Source organism: Actinocrispum wychmicini (assembly GCF_004345645.1).
Lineage (GTDB): Bacteria > Actinomycetota > Actinomycetes > Mycobacteriales > Pseudonocardiaceae > Kibdelosporangium > Kibdelosporangium wychmicini.
Genome location: NZ_SLWS01000004.1, coordinates 569,141 through 589,082 on the forward strand (window position 1 = coordinate 569,141; position 19,942 = coordinate 589,082).

Annotated in this window: 15 protein-coding genes; 8 read left to right on the plus strand and 7 right to left on the minus strand. The window is 70.0% G+C overall.

All coding sequences use genetic code 11. The annotated features are described in order from the left end of the window. Nucleotides 1–130: 130 nt before the first annotated feature. A complete protein-coding gene (locus EV192_RS20645; RefSeq protein WP_132117716.1) occupies nt 131–964 on the plus strand; it encodes a class I SAM-dependent methyltransferase in 834 nt (277 codons plus the stop codon). On the opposite strand, the gene EV192_RS20650 is transcribed toward EV192_RS20645, so the two are convergent. Next, on the minus strand, nt 925–2,298 hold the full coding sequence (locus EV192_RS20650; RefSeq protein ID WP_207926154.1) for a cytochrome P450: 1,374 nt from the start codon (nt 2,296–2,298) through the stop codon (nt 925–927). The two genes, EV192_RS20645 and EV192_RS20650, sit on opposite strands and share 40 nt — an antisense overlap. Nucleotides 2,299–2,487: 189 nt before the next feature. Here EV192_RS20650 and EV192_RS20655 point away from each other — a divergent pair, with 189 nt between their 5' ends. The 3 genes from EV192_RS20655 (at nt 2,488) to EV192_RS20665 (ending at nt 4,702) form a co-directional block, all read left to right on the plus strand. Further along, complete coding sequence (locus tag EV192_RS20655) at nt 2,488–3,159, plus strand: winged helix-turn-helix transcriptional regulator (protein WP_132117718.1); 672 nt, start codon at nt 2,488–2,490, stop codon at nt 3,157–3,159. A 63-nt stretch (nt 3,160–3,222) separates the two neighbouring features. After that, nucleotides 3,223–3,927 carry a crotonobetainyl-CoA--carnitine CoA-transferase gene (locus EV192_RS20660; protein ID WP_207926155.1) on the plus strand — a complete coding sequence of 235 codons (705 nt, stop codon included), beginning with the start codon at nt 3,223–3,225 and terminating at the stop codon, nt 3,925–3,927. 85 nt (nt 3,928–4,012) lie between these two features. After that, complete coding sequence (locus tag EV192_RS20665; protein ID WP_132117720.1) at nt 4,013–4,702, plus strand: DUF899 family protein; 690 nt, start codon at nt 4,013–4,015, stop codon at nt 4,700–4,702. A gap of 4 nt (nt 4,703–4,706) precedes the next feature. On the opposite strand, the gene EV192_RS20670 is transcribed toward EV192_RS20665, so the two are convergent. Genes EV192_RS20670 through EV192_RS20690 form a run of 5 tightly spaced genes read right to left on the minus strand, consistent with a single transcriptional unit; the run spans nt 4,707 to nt 14,420 of the window. Then, nucleotides 4,707–5,117 carry an acyl-CoA thioesterase gene (locus EV192_RS20670; RefSeq protein ID WP_132117722.1) on the minus strand — a complete coding sequence of 137 codons (411 nt, stop codon included), beginning with the start codon at nt 5,115–5,117 and terminating at the stop codon, nt 4,707–4,709. A gap of 1 nt (nt 5,118) precedes the next feature. Beyond that, on the minus strand, nt 5,119–10,533 hold the full coding sequence (locus EV192_RS20675; protein ID WP_132117724.1) for a type I polyketide synthase: 5,415 nt from the start codon (nt 10,531–10,533) through the stop codon (nt 5,119–5,121). After that, nucleotides 10,530–11,489 (minus strand): enediyne biosynthesis protein UnbU, encoded by a 960-nt coding sequence (locus tag EV192_RS20680; protein WP_207926156.1) that lies wholly within the window; start codon nt 11,487–11,489, stop codon nt 10,530–10,532. The genes EV192_RS20675 and EV192_RS20680 overlap by 4 nt, the downstream gene beginning before the upstream one ends. Beyond that, nucleotides 11,486–13,402 carry an FG-GAP repeat domain-containing protein gene (locus EV192_RS20685; protein WP_132117726.1) on the minus strand — a complete coding sequence of 639 codons (1,917 nt, stop codon included), beginning with the start codon at nt 13,400–13,402 and terminating at the stop codon, nt 11,486–11,488. Before EV192_RS20685 ends, EV192_RS20680 begins: the two co-directional genes overlap by 4 nt. A 40-nt stretch (nt 13,403–13,442) precedes the next feature. Next, the gene (locus tag EV192_RS20690) at nt 13,443–14,420 is read right to left on the minus strand and encodes a DUF1702 family protein (RefSeq protein ID WP_132117728.1); all 978 of its coding nucleotides are present in this window, start codon (nt 14,418–14,420) and stop codon (nt 13,443–13,445) included. Between the two features lie 362 nt (nt 14,421–14,782). Between EV192_RS20690 and EV192_RS20695 the strand changes: the two genes are divergently transcribed. The 3 genes from EV192_RS20695 to EV192_RS20705 all read left to right on the plus strand — a co-directional run bounded on the left by EV192_RS20695 (nt 14,783) and on the right by EV192_RS20705 (nt 18,231). Further along, the gene (locus EV192_RS20695) at nt 14,783–16,072 is read left to right on the plus strand and encodes an aminotransferase class V-fold PLP-dependent enzyme (RefSeq protein WP_132117730.1); all 1,290 of its coding nucleotides are present in this window, start codon (nt 14,783–14,785) and stop codon (nt 16,070–16,072) included. A 5-nt stretch (nt 16,073–16,077) separates the two neighbouring features. Continuing rightward, nucleotides 16,078–17,283 (plus strand): trans-sulfuration enzyme family protein, encoded by a 1,206-nt coding sequence (locus EV192_RS20700; protein WP_132117732.1) that lies wholly within the window; start codon nt 16,078–16,080, stop codon nt 17,281–17,283. A 261-nt stretch (nt 17,284–17,544) separates the two neighbouring features. Beyond that, nucleotides 17,545–18,231 (plus strand): flavin reductase family protein, encoded by a 687-nt coding sequence (locus tag EV192_RS20705; protein ID WP_207926157.1) that lies wholly within the window; start codon nt 17,545–17,547, stop codon nt 18,229–18,231. Nucleotides 18,232–18,240: 9 nt separating this feature from the next. Here EV192_RS20705 and EV192_RS20710 read toward each other — a convergent pair whose 3' ends face one another. Next, nucleotides 18,241–18,906 carry a DUF4097 family beta strand repeat-containing protein gene (locus EV192_RS20710; RefSeq protein WP_132117734.1) on the minus strand — a complete coding sequence of 222 codons (666 nt, stop codon included), beginning with the start codon at nt 18,904–18,906 and terminating at the stop codon, nt 18,241–18,243. A gap of 169 nt (nt 18,907–19,075) precedes the next feature. Here EV192_RS20710 and EV192_RS20715 point away from each other — a divergent pair, with 169 nt between their 5' ends. Then, nucleotides 19,076–19,939, plus strand: a complete 864-nt coding sequence (locus tag EV192_RS20715) for a hypothetical protein (protein WP_132117735.1) — start codon at nt 19,076–19,078, stop codon at nt 19,937–19,939. Nucleotides 19,940–19,942 lie beyond the last annotated feature (3 nt).

The following is a 19,942-nucleotide window of genomic DNA, read 5'->3' on the forward strand; positions in this document are numbered from 1 at the left end:
TCTCGGACCTCCGTCACCGCTTGACTACGCAGTGATAACTTCAGAAAAGTATCATGAGATGCTTGCGTGTGCCAAGACGACGCGACAATGCTATATCTGTCGAAAGTGATAATCGTCTTGTGAGGGTGCCATGGCGGAACGTTCGAGTCGGGTCGCCGAGCAGGTCGGCGAGTACTACGACGACATCGGCGAGCTGGTGGAGCTGGTCGGCGGGAACCTGCACGTGGGGTACTGGGACTCCGAGGCGGACAGGACGCCGTTCCTGGCGGCGATGCACCGGCTGACCGCCGAAGTGGGGGACCGGCTGGAGCTGCGGCGAGGGCAGCGGCTGCTCGACGTCGGAGCGGGTGTCGGCGAACCCGCCATCCGGCTCGCCCAGCAGTACGGGGTGTCCGTCACCGGGATCACGGTGAGCGCCTGGCAGGTGGCGGAGGCGGAGCGCCGGGTGATCGCCGCGGGGCTGCGTGGCCGGGTGACGGTGCGATGGGGTGACGCGGGCGCCCAGCCGTTCCCGGCCGACTCCTTCGACGCGGCCATCGCGTTCGACTCGTTGCCCAGCGCCGAGGACAAGGCGCTCTGGCTCGCCGAGATCCACCGGGTGCTGCGGCCCGGCGGCCGGTTCGTGTTCACCGAGTACCCGAGGCTGGCCCCGCTCACCCCGGACGAGCAGGCGATCCTGCACGGCAACACCATCCACGACCCGCCGGCGGGCCTCACCCCGGTCGTCAACATGGCGACTGCGGCGGGCTTCGAGATCCTCTCCGGCGCCGATCTCAGCGACAACGTGCGCCGCACCTACGACGAGTTCTTCGCCGCGCTCGCCGAGCAGCGCCAGACGCTGGCGTCGGTGTACGGCGAGGAACGGATCGCGATGTTCGAACAAGGCATCACCATGGTGTTCCGGCTGTGCCAGGCGAAGATCGGCTATCTCGTGGTCTCCTGCCGCAAACCATCGGACGCCTGATCAGCCGGACGGAACCGTCGCCGGGGGATCATCGGGAGCGCGTCGACCGGCATGGTCAGCGCGACCTTCGGCCGTGGCCCCCGGCCCGGTGCCGGTTCCAGCCGCCAGCGCGCCGCGATCGACGCCAGCGTGAGGGTCATCTCGGTCAGCGCGAACGGTTCCCCGATGCACGTGTGGTTCCCGGTGCCGAACGGGATGTAGGCCCCGCGGGGGATGTTCCCGGCGTTGTCCGGCGCCCAGCGGTCCGGGTCGAACCGGTCCGGATCCTTGTGCAGACGGGGATTGTGGTTCAGTGCGTGCGGGCTGTACATGATCGCTGCGCCCGCCGGGATACGTCGGCCGCCGACCACCGTCGCCCTGGTGGTGGTGCGGCTCAGCGCCCAGCCCTGCGTGCGGTACCGCAGGGTCTCGGCGACCACCCGCCGGGTGTACTCCAGCGTGGCCACATCCCGGTACTCGGCCGCGCGTCCGGCCAGCGCCGCGTCGGCCTCCTCGAACAGGCGCCGCTGCACCGCCGGGTGCGCGGCGACCTCGTGGCAGGCCCACGCGAGCGTGTTGGCGATGCTTTCCGCGCCCGCGATCAGGATCGTCATGACCTCGTCGTGCAGCTGCCGGTCACTCATCGCGGGCAGCATCATCGACAACAGGTCGCCGTGGTCGCGGCCGTCGGCGCGGTAGTCGGCGATCAGCCGGTCGATGGTTCGCCGGAGGAACGCCTCCGCCCGCCGGTAGCGGGCGTTGCCCGGGGTCGGCAGCCGGGCCAGCAGGCCGGTCGGGTCCATCACCCGCCGGTACAGTCCGTTCAGCACGGTCGCGGTCGCCGCGCGGAACCGGTCGAAGTCCAGCGGGGTGCCGAGCGCGGTCCCGGCGGAGAACATCGCCCGGGTCAGGTTGGCCATGGCCAGGTCGGCCATCTCCCGGTCGACGGCCAGCCGCTCGCCGTCGCGCCAGGTCTCCAGCCGGGCGGCCACTTCCTTGGTCATCAGCGCGGCGTAGCCGACGATCCGGGTGTGGTGGAAGGCGGGCTGCATGAGCGCCCGCTGCTCGCGGTGCAGGTCGCCGTCGGAGATGCCCAGCCCGTTGCCGAACATCGCCCGGAACCGCGCGGTGATCGGCCCGCCCTTGCCGAAGGTCGCCGGGTCGCGCAGGGCGGTCCGGATCAGCTCCGGGTCGTTGATCACGTAGACGGTCTGCCCGCCCAGCCGGATCCGGACGACCGGGTCACCGTCCTGCAGCGACAGCAGGAACCCCTTGGGGTCGCGCCGCATCCGCATCGCGTGGCCGATCACCGGCAGTCCGCCGGGAGCCAGTTCGGGAGCGTCGGGCGAGGGCACGGCAGCACCTCCACGACCATTGGTCACTCGACAGAGAAAGCTACCATAACAGTTAGCGTTCTCGCTGGTAGGCCTCTGCTCGCCAGTGGTCGCCCAATCCCTCCAACGGGCTAGCACTTACTACCTTCGAGTGGTAGTTGATGTTACTATCGGAACGTATTACCGGTTCGTGACTCGATAAGGAACTGGATGGCCGGCAAGCGCGACTACGGGCAGTTCTGCGGCCTCGCCGCGGGGCTGAACATCATCGGCGAACGCTGGACCCTGCTGCTGGTCCGCGAGCTGCTGGTGAGCCCGCTGCGGTTCAACGAGCTGCTGGACAACCTGCCCGGGGTCGGCCCCAACCTGCTGACCGAGCGGCTCAAGATGCTGGCCGAGCACGACCTCGTCGAACAACTGGCGGTCGCCGGGGACGGCCGGGCCAAGCTGTACCGGCTCACCGAGCTGGGCCAGCAACTGCGCGGCCCGGTGCTCGGCCTGGCCCGCTGGGGGATGCAGTTCCTGTCCGTGCAGGACCTCCAGGCCGACGAGATCCGCCCCGAGTGGGGCATCATCGCGGTCCAGGCGATGGTGGACACCGACCGGCTGCCCGAGGTCGACGAGACCTACGAGTTCCAGGTGGGCGACGAACGGTTCCGAGTGGTGGTACAGGGTGGGGCGGTGTCGTTCGTCCCAGGCCCCGCAGGCGGCGACGATGCCGGCGGGCCCGCCGCGGTCGTCGTCACCAGCGACCCGGACACGTTCATCCAGATCGGCGCCGGGATGCTCACCGCGTTCGACGCCCTGGCGGCCGGGCAGATCAAGATCGAGGGCCCGGCCGACGCCATCCGCCGCTGCACCCGGATGCTCGGTCTGCACTAGGTCTAACTTCAGAAACTGATGGTAATCTGACCGTCGACGCGATTCCCCGGGGGCGCGATGGCGGTGACCGACCTGCGAGCGGTGGCGGAGCAGTATCTGGGCGCCCGGTTTCCCGGCCGGCCAACGCGGTACCTGCCGGTGCGGCCACGGCTCGACGAGGACTTCTGCCGGGCAGTGGCCCGGTTCTACGACCGCGCGCCCCATTCCGCGGGCGCCGGGACAGCGGCGTTGTACCGCGCCCTGCAACGTGAAGACCTGCGGCAATACCGGGCGGTGTGCGCGGCGGGCATTGAGATCCGGCCGTGGCGCCGGCCCGGACAGCCGTACCGGGACTCGGCCACGCTGATCGAGCGCGTGGCCCGCACCGGCACGCTGTGGGTCTACCTCTCCCGGACCGGGCACGGTCCGGCCGGCCCGCCGGACGATCATCCCATGCGCGCCGCATCGGGTGTCGTCGTCGACGGAGAACCGTTGTGTCACAACGATATTCTGCGCGTAGTCCACGACGTCTTCGGCCATGTCGCGCTGGGTGCGAGCTTCGGCCCGCGCGGTGAGTTCACCGCCACCTACGGCCACATGCGGTTGTACCCGAGAGAGGTCTGGCCGGTGCTGTTCACCGAGCAGGTCGGCCAGATCTGCTGGTTCTTCTTCGGTCCGCACGCCGGCCGGCTGCCCCCGGCCCGGCGGCCGTACCCGGCGCAGAAGGTCTTCCTTTACCCGCAACGGTTCCTGGACCGGTTCGAGCAGTGCTTCCACCCACCTGAGTGATCACCGACAGTGTCGATACAATTACCGAGGATGATCGCCAATGTGAGGAGCGACCGTGGATGACAGTGCTGTGCATGATGGCGAGATGTCAGCACGGATCTGGCCGACGGGAGCCAGCGAGGAGTACGCCGCGGCGAGGATCGAGCTGGACAAGGCGGAGCACGCCCTGCACGCGGAGGTCGCCAGGCTGGCCGCGCTCCGCCGGGACATGCCACCCGGCCCGGTACTGGCGGACTACGTGTTCGACGAGGGCCCCCGGGATCTCGGGCTGACCGAGCCGGTGGCCAAGGTCCGGCTGGTGGACGTGTTCGGCGAGCACGACACGCTGTTCGTCTACCACATGATGCTCGCCCCTGGTGAACAGGAGGCGTGCCCGATGTGTTCACTGTGGATCGACGGGTTGCACGGCGTCTCCCGGCACCTGACGCGCCACATGGCGCTCGCGGTTGTCGCGAAGGCGCCGTTGCCGGCGGTCCGCACCTGGGCGAACCGCCGCGGCTGGGACGGCCTGCGGATGCTGTCCAGCCACGGCACCGCCTTCAACGCGGACATGGGCGCCGAGACCGAGGCGGGCGACCAGCTGCCGATGGTCAGCGTGTACCGCAGGGAAGGCGACCAGGTCCGGCACTTCTACACCCAGCGGGCCAACTTCATGGACAACGCCGAGGGCGGGTTCGACCTGCTGTCACCGGTGTGGCACGTGCTCGACCTGCTGCCCACCGGGCGCGGCGACTGGTACGGCGGCAACTCCTACGCCGGCCGCGAGCGGGGCTGAGGCTTCACCTGGTGTAGCTGGCCAGGGCGGCGCACAGGTCGGCGGGCGGCTGGACCGGTTCCATCCGCCCGCCCCGCCGCCGCATGCAGGCCACTGTCTGGGAGCCGGTGGCGATCGTGGTCCCGCCCTTGGCGAAGTCGAAGTCCATGGTGATCCGGTTGCCTGCATGGCTGCCCAGCCGCATCGCGACTTCGATCACGTCGGCGGCGAAGCACTCGGCGTAGAAGTTCATCGTGCAGGACACGGTGACCAGCGCCAGCTCACCCGAGTTCAGCGCGGCCAGCGCGCCGGGGGCGTGGTCGGCCAGGAAGTGCTCCCGGCAGTGGCCCTGCCAGTGCAGGTAGTGGGCGAAGTACACGTTGCCCACGAGGTTGGTCTCGTCGAACGTGACCCGGTGCCGGTACGCGTATTCCATATCAGATTCCAGGCAGGGCAACGGCGATCGCGAGGGCGCGGTTCGCCGGTTCGCAGGTGGTCAGCAGGCAGGCGACCTGGACGCCGTCCCCGGTGCCGAGGACCACGAGGTCGCCGTTCACCAGGCGGATCCGGGGCTCGCCGGTCACCCCGGCCGAGGCGAGCGCCTTGCGGATGGCGGCGGACCGGGCGGTGGACTCGGCCAGGCGGTCGGTCGTCCCGTCCCGTAGGGCCAGGCTCAGCCGGTCGGGTTCGGCACCCGGGTCGGCGTCGACCGCGGTGACGGCCGTCCACACCGGATGGTCCGCCCGGACTTCGAGGCGCAGGCCACCGGTGTCGTCCGGACTGGTCCACGCCGCCAACCCGTCGGCCACACCGCACTCGATCAGCCTGCGGGTCAGCAGCGGGCCGACCAGCCGGGCCGGCAACGGCACCGCCCACTTCCGGGTGCCCACGGCGTGCAACCGAAGCCGTTCCCAACGGGCGACGGCGGTCCCGTGCGAGTCGGTAAGGTCCACATCGAACACATAGTCGGTCATGGTGTGCCGCACTTCACGGGCCCGCACGAACGCGACTTCGCTTGGCCTGCGCCAGATCGTGACGGAGTCCGCGCCGACCGGCAGTACCGTGCGGTGCGGCAGGCAGGCCAGCAGCACGTGGATGCTCGCGTCCAGCAGGCCGGGGTCGCCGAGCAGCAGCCGGCGCGAATGGATGCCCGCGAACCAGTCCATGTCCGAGGTGTCGAGCCAGGCACGGACCTCGAAGGCGGACAGCGCCTCGTACTCCCGCAGCCGGGCGAATCGTCCACTGTGGAAGAACAACGGGCCGTAGTAGGGATGGACGCCACGCCGGTCCGGGGGCGTCCCCGGGTTGCCCGGCGGCGGCAGGGGAGGGGCGGGCACGATGGTCGCCGTCATTCGCGGACTGCCGAACTGGTCGCCGTCGTCGGTGAGGACCGCTTCGACCGAGTGGCCCCGTTCGTCGGCGAGCGTGGCGACCCGCATCCGCCGGCTGGTCCCGATGACGACGGGCGTCGGCAGGTTCACGTCGCGGAACGACCACGCGGTGCGTTCTCCTGTGGTCGCGTGCACGGCCTGTGCCATGGCCTCTAAGCCCAGCACGGCAGGCAATACCGTGACGCCGTCGACACTGTGTTCGGTCAGGTACGGATCGTCGGCTGGGCTCAGCGTCGCCTCGGCGACGGTCTCCACCCCGGGTGTCCGGGCCGGGAGGTCTTCGAGGAACCGCACCAGCGGCACTTCCGGGCCGGCCACGGTGAACGTGCTTGGTAGCCGCCCGCTGACCGTCACCGTGACCGGTGCGTCCGGCGTGCCGAGCAACGTGACCAACGCGTCGGCGGCCGAGTCCGGTGGGATGGCGGCGACCCCGGTGGCGGCCAGGCCGTCGACGGCGCCCATCCGGGCGCCCATGCCGATCTCCGACCACAACGACCATTCGACGCAGTGCGCCCGGCACCCGGGCCGGTCGGCCGCCCACTCGGTCAGCCGGTGCCGTAGCCACTCGTTGGCGACGCAGTACTCGGCCTGCGCGGTCAGACCGGTCCGGCCGATGACCGAACCGAACGCCACGACCAGCCGGAGCCCGTCGCCCACCGCCGACAGCAGGTTCGCCAGCCCGTCCGCCTTCGGTGCCACTGTCCGGGCCAGACCAGCATCGTCCACAGTGGACATCGGATGGGGCTCGTTGACCGCCGCGCCGTGCAGCAGTCCACGTACCGGCCCGTATGCCGTGACCTCGGGCACGGCTTGCTGGTCGGTCACGTCGACGCTGAGATACCGCGCGTCGACGTGCTCGCGGATGACGGCCAGCCGCTCGGCCACTGTGGGGTCGGTATCCGGCCGTCGCCCGACGAACACCAGCGTGCACCCGGTACGGCGGGCCAGCGCGATCGCGGCGTGCGCGGTGATGCCGGTGACACCCCCGGTGACCAGGCAGACCTCTCCCGGGGCGATCGGCGGGTCGGCCGACGCCACGAGCGGGAACGGTGTGGTCCGCGGGTGCGTGACCGAGCCGTCCGCGCCGGCCTGGAACTCCCGGTACCCAGCCGCGGTGACCAGTCCGGTGTCGAGGTCACGGGCTTCGGCGGGAACGCGCAGGACCGTGGTGGCGCACCCGGGCAGCTCGGCGTATGCGCTGCGGCCGACCGCCGCCGCGGCCGGGTGGCCGTGGTGGACGACGAGCAGCACACCGGGGCGATGACCGGCGATCGCGCGCAGGGCGGAGGCCACTTCGCTGGTTCCGGCTTCAGTAGGGACGAAAACGGCGAGCGCCGTTCGATGGCCCGGTCGCCGGGTGAGCACCTGGTGCAGCCAGTGGCCGTGCGGTGCGTGCACGGTCCAGTCGAGATCGGCCGCGGTGCCGGACGGCGTCCAGGGGACCCAGCGATGCGTGAACGCCCTGACCCATTCCCGCACACCGGGCGGACCGGCCCCGGTGTGGTCGTCGGTGACGTCCAGTTCCGCCAACGCCTCGGCGATCTCCCCGACCGTCGCGTCCGCGAAGACAGGCAACGCCGACGGGGCTTTGCGGCCGAGTTCGGTGGCGACGCCGGTGATCAGGGCGATGATTCGCAACGAACTCAGGTGCAGGTCGCGGGACATCGAGGTGGCCGGGGTGATCCCGGACCGGGGCAGGTCGCATTCGGTGGCCAGGCGATCGCGCAGGGCACGCATCGGATCGGCGTCGGAAACGGCGGGCGAGGGCTGCGCTGTCGGCGTTACGCCCCGTGGTGCGGCGTTCGACGTCTCACAGGGGTTGTCCAGGAACGACATCGGGGTACCCGGCGGCAGCCGCCGATGTCCCCGGCCGGCGAACCAGACGGCCGCGGAACCCGCCCCGCAGGCCACCAGTGCCGCCGTCGCCAAGGCGTGCGCTCGGGGCGGGCCGCCGCAGTCGAGCGTGACCACGGGTGTTCCCGGCGCGCAGTCGGCGGCCAGTCCGCTCAGGGTGTGCCCGGGGCCCACCTCAACCAGGAGTCCACATCGGACGGACAGGGCGGCCAGCGCGTCCTGGAACCGGACCGGCGCGGTGAGCTGCGTCAGCAACAGGTCGGCCAGGTCGGTGTCGTCGGCCAGGAGGTGTCCGGTCACGGTGGACAGCACTGGCCGCTGTAGCCGGTCGAACCGGACCCCGGCCAGTAGCGTCCGAAGTGGACTTATTGCTGGTTCCATCGCGGGGCTGTGGAACCCATGGGACACCGGCAGCGGGGTGGCCGCGATCCCGGCCGACCGGGCCCGCGTCAGCACCAGGTCGATCTCGTCGACGGGCCCCGCCACGACGGTGCGCCGAGGGCCGTTTTGGCAGGCGATGACCACCCAGGTGGACCGGATCAGGCCGGTCACGGTGGCGGGCGAGGCGTCCAGGCTTGCCATCGTCGTACCCGGTGTGCCGTGGTCCGCCATGAGCCGGCCCCGGGCCGCGACGAAGTCCATCGCCGCTTCCGGTGCCAGCGCACCGGACCAGACCAGGGCGGCGATCTCGCCGAGGCTGTGCCCGGCCGCCGCGGCCGGTTCGCACCCGAGGGCCGCCAGCCAGGCCATGCCGGCGAGCGACTGCCGCAGGATCGCGGGCTGCGCCGCGCTAGTGTCTACTGTAGACTTTGGGGTCGCGGGCATGTCCGGTACGGCCAAGTGTTTCGCCCAGCTGGGCAGTTCGGTACGGACCGGCGCGGCCTGGCCGGGGAACAACAGACCGACTGGTGGTGGGGGACCTGCCGCCAGAACGAATCCGGTGGCCACTGTCAGCGAACCGTCCCAGTCAGCCAGCCGCGCAGCCGCCGCGACCGCTGCCGCGCCCAGTTCCGTGGGGTTCGCGGCGACAAGGGCACACCGGACGGGCGAGTCGGCCGCGGCGCCGTACGTGGTCGCGGCCACGTCGTGCATTTCGGCGCTGCTGAGTCGGCCGAACCAGGGCGCGTGTGTGGCCAGAGAGTCGGCCAGTTGGCTGGCACTGTCCGCGCCCATCAGCACGATCGCGTGGTGCGCTGGGAACACCGGTGCGGGCACTGCCGCCGACGCCGCCGTCCGGTTGCCGATCACGATGTGGGTGTTGATCCCGCCGAACCCCAGTGCGGACACCGCCGCGTACCGGTTCGGCGCGGTCCACGGCTCCGGCTCGATAACTGTCCTCAATGGACAATCTGGAGTTTGGAGCAGGGGATGCGGATCGACGCAACCGCTCGTCGGCGGCAGCACGCTGGCCCGAGCCGCCAGTACCGCCTTGAGGAGTCCGGCAACCCCGGCCGCCGCCTTGGTGTGGCCGATGTTCGCCTTGACCGAGCCGAGCGCGGCGGGCCTGCCGCCGGCCGACCGAAGCTGGCACAGCGCCTCGATCTCCGCCTGGTCGCCCACCGCGGTGCCGGTACCGTGCCCCTCGACCAGGTCTGTCGCGCCCGGGTCGATCCCGGCCATCCGGTACGCCCGGCGCATCGCCTGGAGCTGGCCGGTCACCGACGGCCGGGTGAGGCCACCGGCGCCGTCCGACGCGATCCCCCAGCCGAGCAGTTCGGCGTGCACCGGCAGGCCTCGCCGGTCCGCTTCGTCCACAGTGGTCAGGATGACCACCCCGCAGCCCTCGCCGGGCAGGAAACCGGTCGGATCGGCGTCGTACACACGCATCTGGTCCACCGCGAGCACGCCGACCCTGGCGAACCCGACCAGTTCCAGCGGATCGATACTCAGATCCACACCGCCCGCGACGGCGAACCGCCATTCGCCGGTGGCCACCGCACGAGCGGCGTGGACCACCGCGAGCAGGCTCGACGAGCACGCTCCGTCCACTGTGTACCCGCCGCCGTGCAGGTCGAAGTGGTTGCAGATCCGCCCGGCGATCGTGTTGGCCAACGCGCCGGCCAGCGTCTCGTCCGTCGGCTCGGGGAACGGCTCTTTCACCGCGCGCTCGAGTTCGGCGAGCACGGTGGCCGTGCGGTCAGCCGAGACGTCGCCGCGACGCAGTGCTTCGGCGGCGGCTGCCGCCAAGAACGGCCACCGCACCCGCAGTTGCGCGGCTCTACTGAACTCGCCGCCGAGCGAGTTGCCGAGCACGACACCAACCTCGTCCCGAGGCAGTGCGTCGGCGTCCGGGAAACCCGCGTCGGCGAACGCCTCCGCGGCGGTCTGCAACGCCAGCCAGTGCGTGTGGTCGACCGCCCGGTGGACGTTGACCGGCACGTGGAAGCGGGCCCGGTCGAACTCCCAGTCCCGCAGCACGCCCGCGTGCGTCACATAGGTCCGGTCCGGGTCGCCGCGGTCACCCAGGTACGCCGGGGAGAGCCGGCCCGGCGGCAGCGCCCGGAACGCCTTCCGTCCAGTGTGGACGGTATGCCACAGTTCGGCCGGACTGTGCGCGTCCGGGTAGTGGCAGGCCATGCCGACCACGGCGATCCGCGGTGAACTCATCTCGTGCCGCCGCTGTCGGAAGTCCGGTCACGCCACCGCGTCACCACCAGGACCGCGCCGCGGAGCAAACAGGTGATCACCAGCGCGAAGAACAGGCCGAAAACAACGCCCTGCCACACCAGGATGCCGTACACCGCGGCGGCGGTGAGACCGAACGCGATCTGGCCGCGCCGGGCGACCGGCGTCGACGCCGGATCGGTGATCATGTAGTTGGTGAACAGGACGAACGCCACCCCGGTCATCGGCACCAGCATCCCGGGCAGCGAGTCGCCGAGCGTCAGCCACCGGATCACCGCCTGCAGCACGAAACCGCCCACCCACGCGGTGATCAGCGGGATTTTCTTGGTGAGGCCCGCGTTGAGCATCGTGCCCGCCATCAGGATGCCCAACGGGATCAGCCAGGACAGCGTGCCGTGCAGCCAGTTGGTGAAGTGGTACGGCGGCGCGATGCCGACCCAGTCGAACAGCAGCAGGGTGACCGCGATGCCGGTGTTGGACGGGTTCAGCACGTGCCGGAGCTTGCCGTTGACCCGCACCCGCACGATGTACTTGCTGGCGTTGGCGACCACGACCGCGAACACGTACGGCCACAAAGATGAGTTGCCGTACAACAGCATTCCGCAGGCGAGGCCGCTGATGTGCGGTGGCAGCAGGAAGATCGCGAGCGTACGGAGTCCGCCCGCGTAGGCGGGTGCCCGGTCGTGCGCCCACGCGTCCACCGTCTCCAGGACCAGCGCGGTCGCGTAGCTGACCAGCAGGCAGACGATAGGTGTGATCGGCGCCTGCTCGAAGCCGAACAGCGTGTAGCCGAGGATGTTGAAGGCCGTGATGGACATCGCGAACCGCTGCAACGCCTGTACGCGCGGATCCCGGGGCGCGGCGACGTCGGTCGTGAGCGGCGGCGGGCTCGTGACGACGGTGGCGTTCGATTGTGACCGGGTGATCTCCGTCGTCATGACGTCCGTACCTTTCCGTCGGGCAGCAGAACGATCCGGCGATGGCCCGGAGCGAGAGTCAATGGCGCACTGTGCGGCCCGGCCGCGTCCCGCCAGGTCACCGTGCCGGTGGCCGATCCGTCCCGAGGCAACGCCAGGTGCAGCTCCGCGCCGGACACACCGGCGTGTCCGTTGGCCGGGTAGAGCTGGTACTTCTGGGCCGGCACCCCGCCGGCCGCGGGAACCTCCACCTGCGCGCCGATCGCCGCCCGATCGCCACCGGCCGCGCCGGGCACCACCAGGTCGAGGTCGGCCGCGGGCGGGACATCGGGGGACGTGTTGAGCAGCAGGCGGGAGTCCGCCCACTGGTTGGCCACCAGCATGTCCAGCTTGCCGTCCCCGTCGACGTCGCCGAGTGCGAACCCACGGGACGGCGCGAGCTGGGTGATCCGCAGCCGCCCGGCGAGATCGGTGTAGCGGCCGTCCGGACTGGTCACCCAGAACCGGTTCTCGTCCCGGCTGCCGGACAGGTCGTCGCCGGGGACGAAGTTCGGCCAGGCATCCGGGGCGTGCAGCACCTCGGCATTGCCCATCGCCAGCTCCTGCAACACCGGCCATCTGTTCCGACCGGTCTCACCCCGCACGAACCCCGTCGCCTGGGTCAGTTCGTCCACACCGTCGTTGGCGAAGTCGCCCGCCTTGACGTCCCACGACCAGCCGCTGCGCGCGATGCCCCGGCGCTGGCTTTCCTCGGTGTAGGGCGCGATGCCCGCCCGCAGGTCCGACGCGGGCCCGTCCGGGACGAACAGCAGGTTGCTTTCCTCCAGCGCGTACGACTCGGCGATGTTGCTGACCACGATCTCCGGCAGGCCGGTGCCGTGCGGATACGTGAAGGCGACTCCCATGCCCTTGAACGAGTCCCGGCCGAGCACCTCGGACTTCGGCGTGACCATGTCCCGCCCGGCCCGCACGCCGGTGAACCGGACCCGTCCCGGGGTCGAGTGGTTGACCAGCAGCTTGTCCGGGCCGAAGTCGTTGGCCAGGTAGATCGACGGCAAGCCGTCGCTGGTGAGGTCCTGGAACCCGATGGCCAGCGTCCAGCCGCGCAGCGCGTCGGCGGGCAGGTCGGCACTGACGTCGGCGATCCGTGGCTTCTCTCCGGGCACACCGGTCGGGACGGTCAGCAGCACCCGGCTCGGGCCGGCGTTGGCCGCGTCGCCCATGCCGTCCTGCATCGCCATCCGGGCGTCGCCGGCCGCGGCCGGGTCGAGCACCTTGGCGCCGTCCGGGAAGTAGTTGCCGACGACGATGCCGAGGTGCCCGGAGCCGTCGATGTCGGCGACGTTGAGCGCGGTGGTGTTCCACACCTGCATCGGTTCCATCAGCTCGACGGCGTGGAAAGCGTTTGCGCTGGGCGGCTCGCCCGGCTTGGCCTGGTTCAGGAACAGCACGGGGGAGCGGCCCCAGTAGTACGCGATCAGGTCGACGGTGCCGTCCTCGTTGATGTCCGTGGGCACACAGCCCATGGGGGCCATGGTGGCGTCGTACGGCAGCCCGGCCGGTCGCAGTTCGAACCGTGGGTACGCGGTGCCGCCCCCGCCGGGCACCGGCGCGACCGTGATCGAGTCGTCCCTGGGGTCGACCAGGCAGTAGTCGGCCGGGCGGCCCAGGCCGCGCAGGTCGGTGAGGGCCACCGCCGCGCCGACCGCCGAGATCCAGCCGCGGATGTCGGCCAGGCCGGGCTGCACCGGCCGGACGTCCTTGGCTCCGGCGGGCACGGTGTTCAACGGCACCTGGCGGAAGGAGAACGGCTTCGCCAGTGTGTCCTGCTGCGCGTCGCTCAGTTGGGGCAACGCGGTGAACAGGCCCGTGGCCACGCACAGCGCGCCCGCGACGACGGCGGTAACCGACCGTCGTACGGTTCGGATATTCATCAAAGACCTCACTGCGGACATCGCGGTAGCGTCGGGGTGCTCAGCTCTCGGCGGACTCGGTCGCGAGCAGCCGGATTCGGGTTCGCCATTCCTGGTACGCCTGGACGTCACGGCGTTCAGTCAGGCCATGTGTCGCTTCGTGTGCCCAGGTCGCGGCGGTTTCCGGGGTGATCGAGGCCAGGCGGGCACAGGCGAGTGCCGTGTGCGCGGGGACGACGCCGGCCCGGGTCCGAGCGGTGGCGCCGAACACCACGCCCTGCGCCAGGTGCGACCAGTGGTCGCCGGCCCGGATCCGCAAAGTGTCCAGTTCGGACTCATCCGCACCGCCGGCGTACGTCGCGGCCAGGCCGACGCCACTCCACAACGCGGCCTGTGCGGCGACCGGGGCATGCTCGAGAAGTTCGTGCGTCTCCACCGGATCCGCGGAAGTCAGGAACCACATCGCTCGGCCGGACCCGGCCAGCCGGGCCAGCCTGGCGGGGTCGCGGCCGGCTCGTCGCGCGCGCCGGGCCAGCGTCCGGCGCCCGCCGAAGAAGACGTCGGCGAAACCGGCGCCGTCCAGGGCGAGCCACCGCAGCAGCGGGGTCACGGGCGTCCGGACGCGCAGGGGGAGCCGTAACGGGCTCAGTGCCCACCCGAGGCCGACGTGGATCAGGTGGATGTAGTCCTGTCCGGACTCGGCCAGCAGCGCCGTGAGTGCGGCGGACCGCCGTACGCTCACCAGGTCGCGCTGGCCCGCGTACATCGCGGCGCCCTCGTAGGCGAACCCACGTTCTTCGGCGGGCACGGTGCCAAGTGCCTCGTGGACGTCCGGCCAGTGCGCGATGGCCAGGTTGTACCCGGACAGGAACGACCGCGCGTGCCGTTCCAGTTCGGCACGGGGTCTGGGGCGGTCCACTCGGAACCCCCGCCGGGCGAAGTCCGCCATCCGCATCGGCAACTGAGGTGTGATCGCGCGCCGGGCGGTGAGACCGCTCTCGGGCCGTGCCACAGCACCGTGCGCTCGGTCAGCGTCCATGGTGTTCTCATCTCAGCGAAGGAGAACTAACTTACAGAAAAGATAGTCACCTTGTCTGATCCTGCCGCCCGCCAAGGGGTGGGTGTCAAGCGAGTTCGTGGCTATTCGCCCGTTCGTAGCACAGAGTCGGGGAGATGCTGTCGATCTGTCGCGGCAGTCGATTCCTCTGGTTTACTTCTGAGTTCACTGGTAACCTGTGGGATTGCCACCGGCGGCGACGCGATCAGGTCCGTGATCGCCCTGCCCCGCGGTCTTCCGACTGGTGCACCGGGCTTGCGCGCGATTCAGCGCCGCCGGTCCGGAATCCCGTCGCGGGCCTTTTCGGCGAACACAACGACACGAACTGAAATCGGGGGTCCCGAATGGTCGAACTGGTGGGGACGGCGCCCAGGAATCGTGCCTCGCTGGGCGATTCGGTCCGTTCCGATTTCCCCATACTGTCGACGACTTTCAGCGGCAATCAGCTCGTCTATCTCGACAACGCGGCCACCAGCCAGAAGCCCCGACGGGTACTCGACGCCCTGGTCGGGTACTACCACCAGGCCAACGCCAACATCGGGCGCGGCTACTACCAGCTCAGCCATCGCTCGACCGACAGCTACGACCGGGCCAGAAGCGTTGTCCAAGGTGCGCTGAACGCCGAACACGCCGAGGAGATCGTGTTCGTGCCAGGCACCACCGCCGCGCTCAACCTGCTCGCGGACACGTGGGGCCGTGCGATTGTCGGCGCGGGTGATCAGGTGGTGGTCACCGGCATGGAACACAACTCGAACCTGTTGCCGTGGCGGCGGCTGTGTGACGCCGCGGCGGCGGAACTCGTCGTCGTCCCGGCGGGACAGGACGGCCGGGTACGTGCCGAGGCGTTCGCGGACGCCATGGGGCCGAGGGTCCGGCTGGCCGCGGTCACCCATGTGTCCAATGTGCTCGGTACGGTCAACCCGGTCAGCGAGATGGCCGCGCACGCCCACCGCGCCGGAGTGCCGATCGTGGTGGACGGCGCCCAGGCCGTGCCGCACCGGCGGGTGGACGTCCGCGAGCTCGGCGCGGACTTCTACTGCTTCTCCGGGCACAAGGCCTACGGGCCGATGGGGATCGGCGTGCTGTACGGCCGCCGCGACCTGCTGCACCAGCTGCCTCCGTACCAAGTCGGTGGCGGCACGGTGAAAGGCGTCAGTACGACGGGCCCGGTCCAGTACGTCCCCGCGCCCGCACGGCTGGAGGCCGGCACGCCGCATGTCGCGGGCGCCGTCGCGCTGGCCGAGGCGTTCGGCTACTTGTCGGACCTCGGCTGGGAGGCCATCCAAGCCCACGACGAGCTGTTGGTCCGGGCCGCGGTCGACGCGATCGGTCGGCTGCCCGGGGCGCGGGTCCTCGGTGATCCGGCAGTGGAGCCGAGCGGGATCGTCTCGTTCGTGGTGGACGGCATCCATCCCTACGACATCGGCGGGCACCTCGACGCGCACGGCATCGCCGTTCGCTGTGGAGTGCATTGCGCCAACACGTTCGTGGACACGTTCGGCGTCGTCGGTACCGTGCGTCTCTCCTTCGGGGTCTACAACACCGAGTCCGAAGTGGACGCCGTCGGGCGGGCACTGCGCACGGTCCAGCCCGGCTCGTGGACCCGTGAGCATCCGAACGAACGGTTTCTGTGACCGCCATGCGGTTCGACACCAAACTCGTCCACATCGGACAGGAACCGGACGGTCCGGCGGGTGACGTGACCCCGCCGATTCACGTCGGCACCACCTACGACCGGTTCGCCCAGGATCCGGTCCGGTACTTCTACGGCAGAGGGGAGAACCCGACCAGGGAGGCGCTGGAGCTGTGCCTCGCGTCGCTGGAGGACGCCAGGTTCTGCACGGTCTTCTCCTCGGGCCAGGCAGCCGCGACGACCGCGCTGTCCCTGTTGTCGCCCGGACAACGGCTGGTGTGCTGTGATGACGTCTACGGCGGCACGCACACCCTGGTGGTCGGTCTGCGCCGTTTCGGTGTGCGGGTCGACCTGGTCGACCTGTCCGACCGCGACCAAGCCCGCGCCGCATTGGCCACGGACGTTGACATGGTCTGGGTGGAGACACCCACGAACCCACTGCTCAAGATCGTCGACATCGCCGAGGTGACCCGGCTCGCGCACGCGAACGGGGCGGTCGTGGTGGTGGACAACACCTTCGCCAGTCCAGTGCTGCAACGGCCGCTGCGTTGGGGCGCCGACGTGAGCCTGCACAGCACGACCAAGTTCATCGCGGGCCACAGCGACGTTCTCGGCGGCGCACTGGTCTACGACCACCCTGCCCTGCACGCCGCCTTCACCGAGCATCGGACTGTCGCGGGCAACGTCCCAGGCGGTCTCGACTGTTTCCTTGTGCACCGCGGCCTGAAGACTCTTTCCCTGCGGGTGGGGCGGCAGGTGAGCACGGCCCGCGTGCTGGCGGACATGCTTCGCGGGTCACCCACTGTCCGCGAGGTGCGGTATCCGGGCCTGCCGGACCACCCTGGCCACGACATCGCGGCCAGGCAGATGGCCGCGCCCGGCTCGGTGATCAGTTTCCGGTACGCCGGCCCGGTCGAACCGCTGCTCGCGTCGACCACGCTGTTCACGTGCGCGGTGAGCCTGGGCGGGGTGCGGTCGCTGATCGAGTGCCCCGCCCTGATGACCCACCGCCCGGTGCCCAGGCAGGCCCGGCTGGCCGCGGGCATCACCGACGACCTGATCCGGCTGTCGGTCGGCATCGAGGATCCCGAGGACCTCGCCGAGGACCTGGGTTCGGCACTGGCCAAGCCAAAGGGTGGTTTTCAGACCACGGAAGACATGGATGATTTTCGTCCTAGTTGTGATCATCTGATGCACAAGCACCCTTTGTGACGACCCCCATTCGCGGTGTCGCATGACCGACACCAATGCAGCCGCGGCTATGACCTCCGTCGGGCTGGCCATCGCGGTGGATGCGGTGCTGCACGCCGACTCTGGACCCAGCTGACTGCGATGTCGTGGCAGAGTCCCGATGGGTGGCACACCGATCCGGCCGGCGTGGGGAACGACTTCGCGGGGCCACGCGCCAGTGTGGACAACGCGATGTCAGATTCCCGCCAGCGTGCCGATAACTCCGCTGACACTGTGGATCTCATGACATCGACTGTCGATCCCTTGCACACCGCGATTGAGCCCGGGATCTTGTACTTCGGCACGCCCGTGGTCCTCATCTCCACCGACAACGAGGACGGTTCAGTGAACCTGGCTCCCATGTCGTCCGCGTTCTGGCTCGGTTGGCGTGCGGTGATCGGGCTGAACGCCCGGTCCAAGACGACCGAGAACCTGGTTCGGGCTCGGGAGTGTGTGTTGAACCTCCCGTCCGACGCGATGGCGGCGAACGTCGACCGGTTGGCGTTGACCACCGGTTCCGACCCGGTGCCGCCGGTGAAGGTGCAGCGCGGCTACCGGTTCGAACCGGACAAGTTCGGCGTCGCGGGACTGACTCCGGTCGCGTCCGAGGTCGTCGGGCCGCCTCGGGTCGCCGAGTGTCCCGTCAATCTGGAGGCCGTTGTCGAGGATGTCCGGTCGCTGGCCGCCGAGGATGACGTTCAGCGCGGGAAAATACTCGTGTTGGAGTTGCGGATCGTGCGGGTTCATGTGCATGACGACATTCGGATGGAGGCGACCAACGACCGCATCGACCCGGACGCCTGGCGTCCGCTGATCATGAGCTTCCAGCAGCTCTACGGCCTGGGGCCGCGGGTGCACCAGTCGACGCTCGCCCAGGTGCCGGAGCGGCTGTATCGCGGACCGGACATCGAGCGGGCCCGAACACTGTGAGACCGCCGTTCAGAGGCTGTGGGCGGTGATGTCGCCGTGGGCGGTGGTCGCTGTGATGTCGAGTTCGGTGGTGCCGTTGTTCTTCAGCGAGTTGCTGATGCGGCCGTAGGTGGTGCCGGCGTCCAGGCGGGCGGAGACGCCGGGAGCGGCGCCGACGGTGATGCCACCGGCCTGGGTCCGTAGCACGACCGTGTCGCGGGTGGCTTCGGTGATGTGGATGTCGCCGCGGGTGGTGGTGATCTGGGCGGGGCCGTCGAGGTGGCCGACGTGCACGTCGCCGTCTACCGCGGTGAGACGGAGGCTGGCGGCGTGGTCGATGGTGATCTGACTGTAGGCGCCGTCGAAGGTGACGTCGCCCAGGCGGCCGACACTGTGCAGTTCGCTGGCGGCGGTCATGGCCTCGACGCGGGAGCCGGCGGGCAGCTGAACAGTGACGGCCACGCTTCCGGTCGGGCCGAAGTACTGGTTGCCGGTCGTGTGGGTGTGGATGCGGAGGACGCCGTCGGTGTAGTCGACCGTGGTGTGTTCCGCTGCTTTCACGTCGCGGTTCTTCGAGGGGTCCGCGGGCTGGATCTCGACCACGGTGTCGGTCCGTTCGGTGGCGACGAGGTGGACGCGGCCGGCGGGGACGGTCAGGACGGTGAAGATCGGGGCGGGGGTGTCGAACTTCGGCATGGCGTGCTCCCTGAGGATCTGGTGTGGGTGTGATCGGTGACCTGATCACGGTGACTACGATCGCCGGCCGTGCTGACAGCGCACGGCCACCGTGCTGACACGGCCCCTGACACGGCGGCCACAGCGGCAGAGCTGGCGCGAGGTGGATGGGCGCGGTAGAACGAGAGGTATGTCCGCGCGTGGTGACCCGCATCTCGCGGTGAAGCGTGAGGTGTTGGTGCGGTATCTCGACGCGTGGACGCCGGTCGCGCTGGGGTCGCGTCGCGGTGCCACGTATGTCGAGTCTGGACACAATGACTTCGTGGCGGACGCGTTTCAGGTCTTCGGTGAGTCCGCTGATCGGCTTGACGGGCATCACCTGGAGATGGTGATTGTCGGGGCCCCGGACTCGGTGGTGGGTGAGCCGCCGGCTGGGCTGGTGGTGCGATGGGTTGCTGATCCTGAGGACGTCACGGTGGTCGGGCCGGCGCTGGTGCATCTGGATGTTGTCGAGGGCGGCGGGCTTGCCGAGGCGGACGGATGGCGGCTGGTCACGTCGCTGGCCCAGGGCAAGGCGCGGGAAGTGCTGCTCACGTTGGCCACAGCGGGGCCTGATTACCGTGGGCGACTGCGCGCGATGGGGTTGGGGTGTTCGGTCGCCGTTGAGTTGGTCGCCGATGACGGCCGGGCACAGTTGCTGGTCTTCGCCACCGGGGACAGCAAGCACCTGGCGATCTTCAAGAACGAGCTGTGGGCGGCGGACGAGTTCGCGGGGATCCGCTACCGCGATCCGGGCGATGCCGAGCAGACCCTGGTCGACATCTCGCTGACGCCGCAGCTCCTGCCGTTGCGCCGGGTGTTGCTGGCGGAACTGGCGCGGCGGGGCAGTTGTCCGGTCGCTGAGCTGCAGCAGTACACACTGCTTGAGACGATCTACCGCCCTGCTGACGCCGTCGGGGCGTTGACCGCGGACGCGTCGGCGGGTGCCATCACCCGTGAGCCGCCGAAGGGCCGGCTGACTCCGCGTACCGTTGTGGCCCACCGCGAAGGCTGACGG

Coding starts and splice junctions, on each gene's coding strand:
- EV192_RS20680 (WP_207926156.1), bottom strand. CDS start 11,489: ATGACGACGGAGATCACCCGGTCACAATCGAACGCCACCGTCGTCACG.
- EV192_RS20645 (WP_132117716.1), top strand. CDS start 131: ATGGCGGAACGTTCGAGTCGGGTCGCCGAGCAGGTCGGCGAGTACTAC.
- EV192_RS20695 (WP_132117730.1), top strand. CDS start 14,783: ATGGTCGAACTGGTGGGGACGGCGCCCAGGAATCGTGCCTCGCTGGGC.
- EV192_RS20700 (WP_132117732.1), top strand. CDS start 16,078: ATGCGGTTCGACACCAAACTCGTCCACATCGGACAGGAACCGGACGGT.
- EV192_RS20715 (WP_132117735.1), top strand. CDS start 19,076: ATGTCCGCGCGTGGTGACCCGCATCTCGCGGTGAAGCGTGAGGTGTTG.
- EV192_RS20690 (WP_132117728.1), bottom strand. CDS start 14,420: ATGGACGCTGACCGAGCGCACGGTGCTGTGGCACGGCCCGAGAGCGGT.
- EV192_RS20705 (WP_207926157.1), top strand. CDS start 17,545: ATGACATCGACTGTCGATCCCTTGCACACCGCGATTGAGCCCGGGATC.
- EV192_RS20685 (WP_132117726.1), bottom strand. CDS start 13,402: ATGAATATCCGAACCGTACGACGGTCGGTTACCGCCGTCGTCGCGGGC.
- EV192_RS20655 (WP_132117718.1), top strand. CDS start 2,488: ATGGCCGGCAAGCGCGACTACGGGCAGTTCTGCGGCCTCGCCGCGGGG.
- EV192_RS20675 (WP_132117724.1), bottom strand. CDS start 10,533: ATGAGTTCACCGCGGATCGCCGTGGTCGGCATGGCCTGCCACTACCCG.
- EV192_RS20670 (WP_132117722.1), bottom strand. CDS start 5,117: ATGGAATACGCGTACCGGCACCGGGTCACGTTCGACGAGACCAACCTC.
- EV192_RS20665 (WP_132117720.1), top strand. CDS start 4,013: ATGTCAGCACGGATCTGGCCGACGGGAGCCAGCGAGGAGTACGCCGCG.
- EV192_RS20710 (WP_132117734.1), bottom strand. CDS start 18,906: ATGCCGAAGTTCGACACCCCCGCCCCGATCTTCACCGTCCTGACCGTC.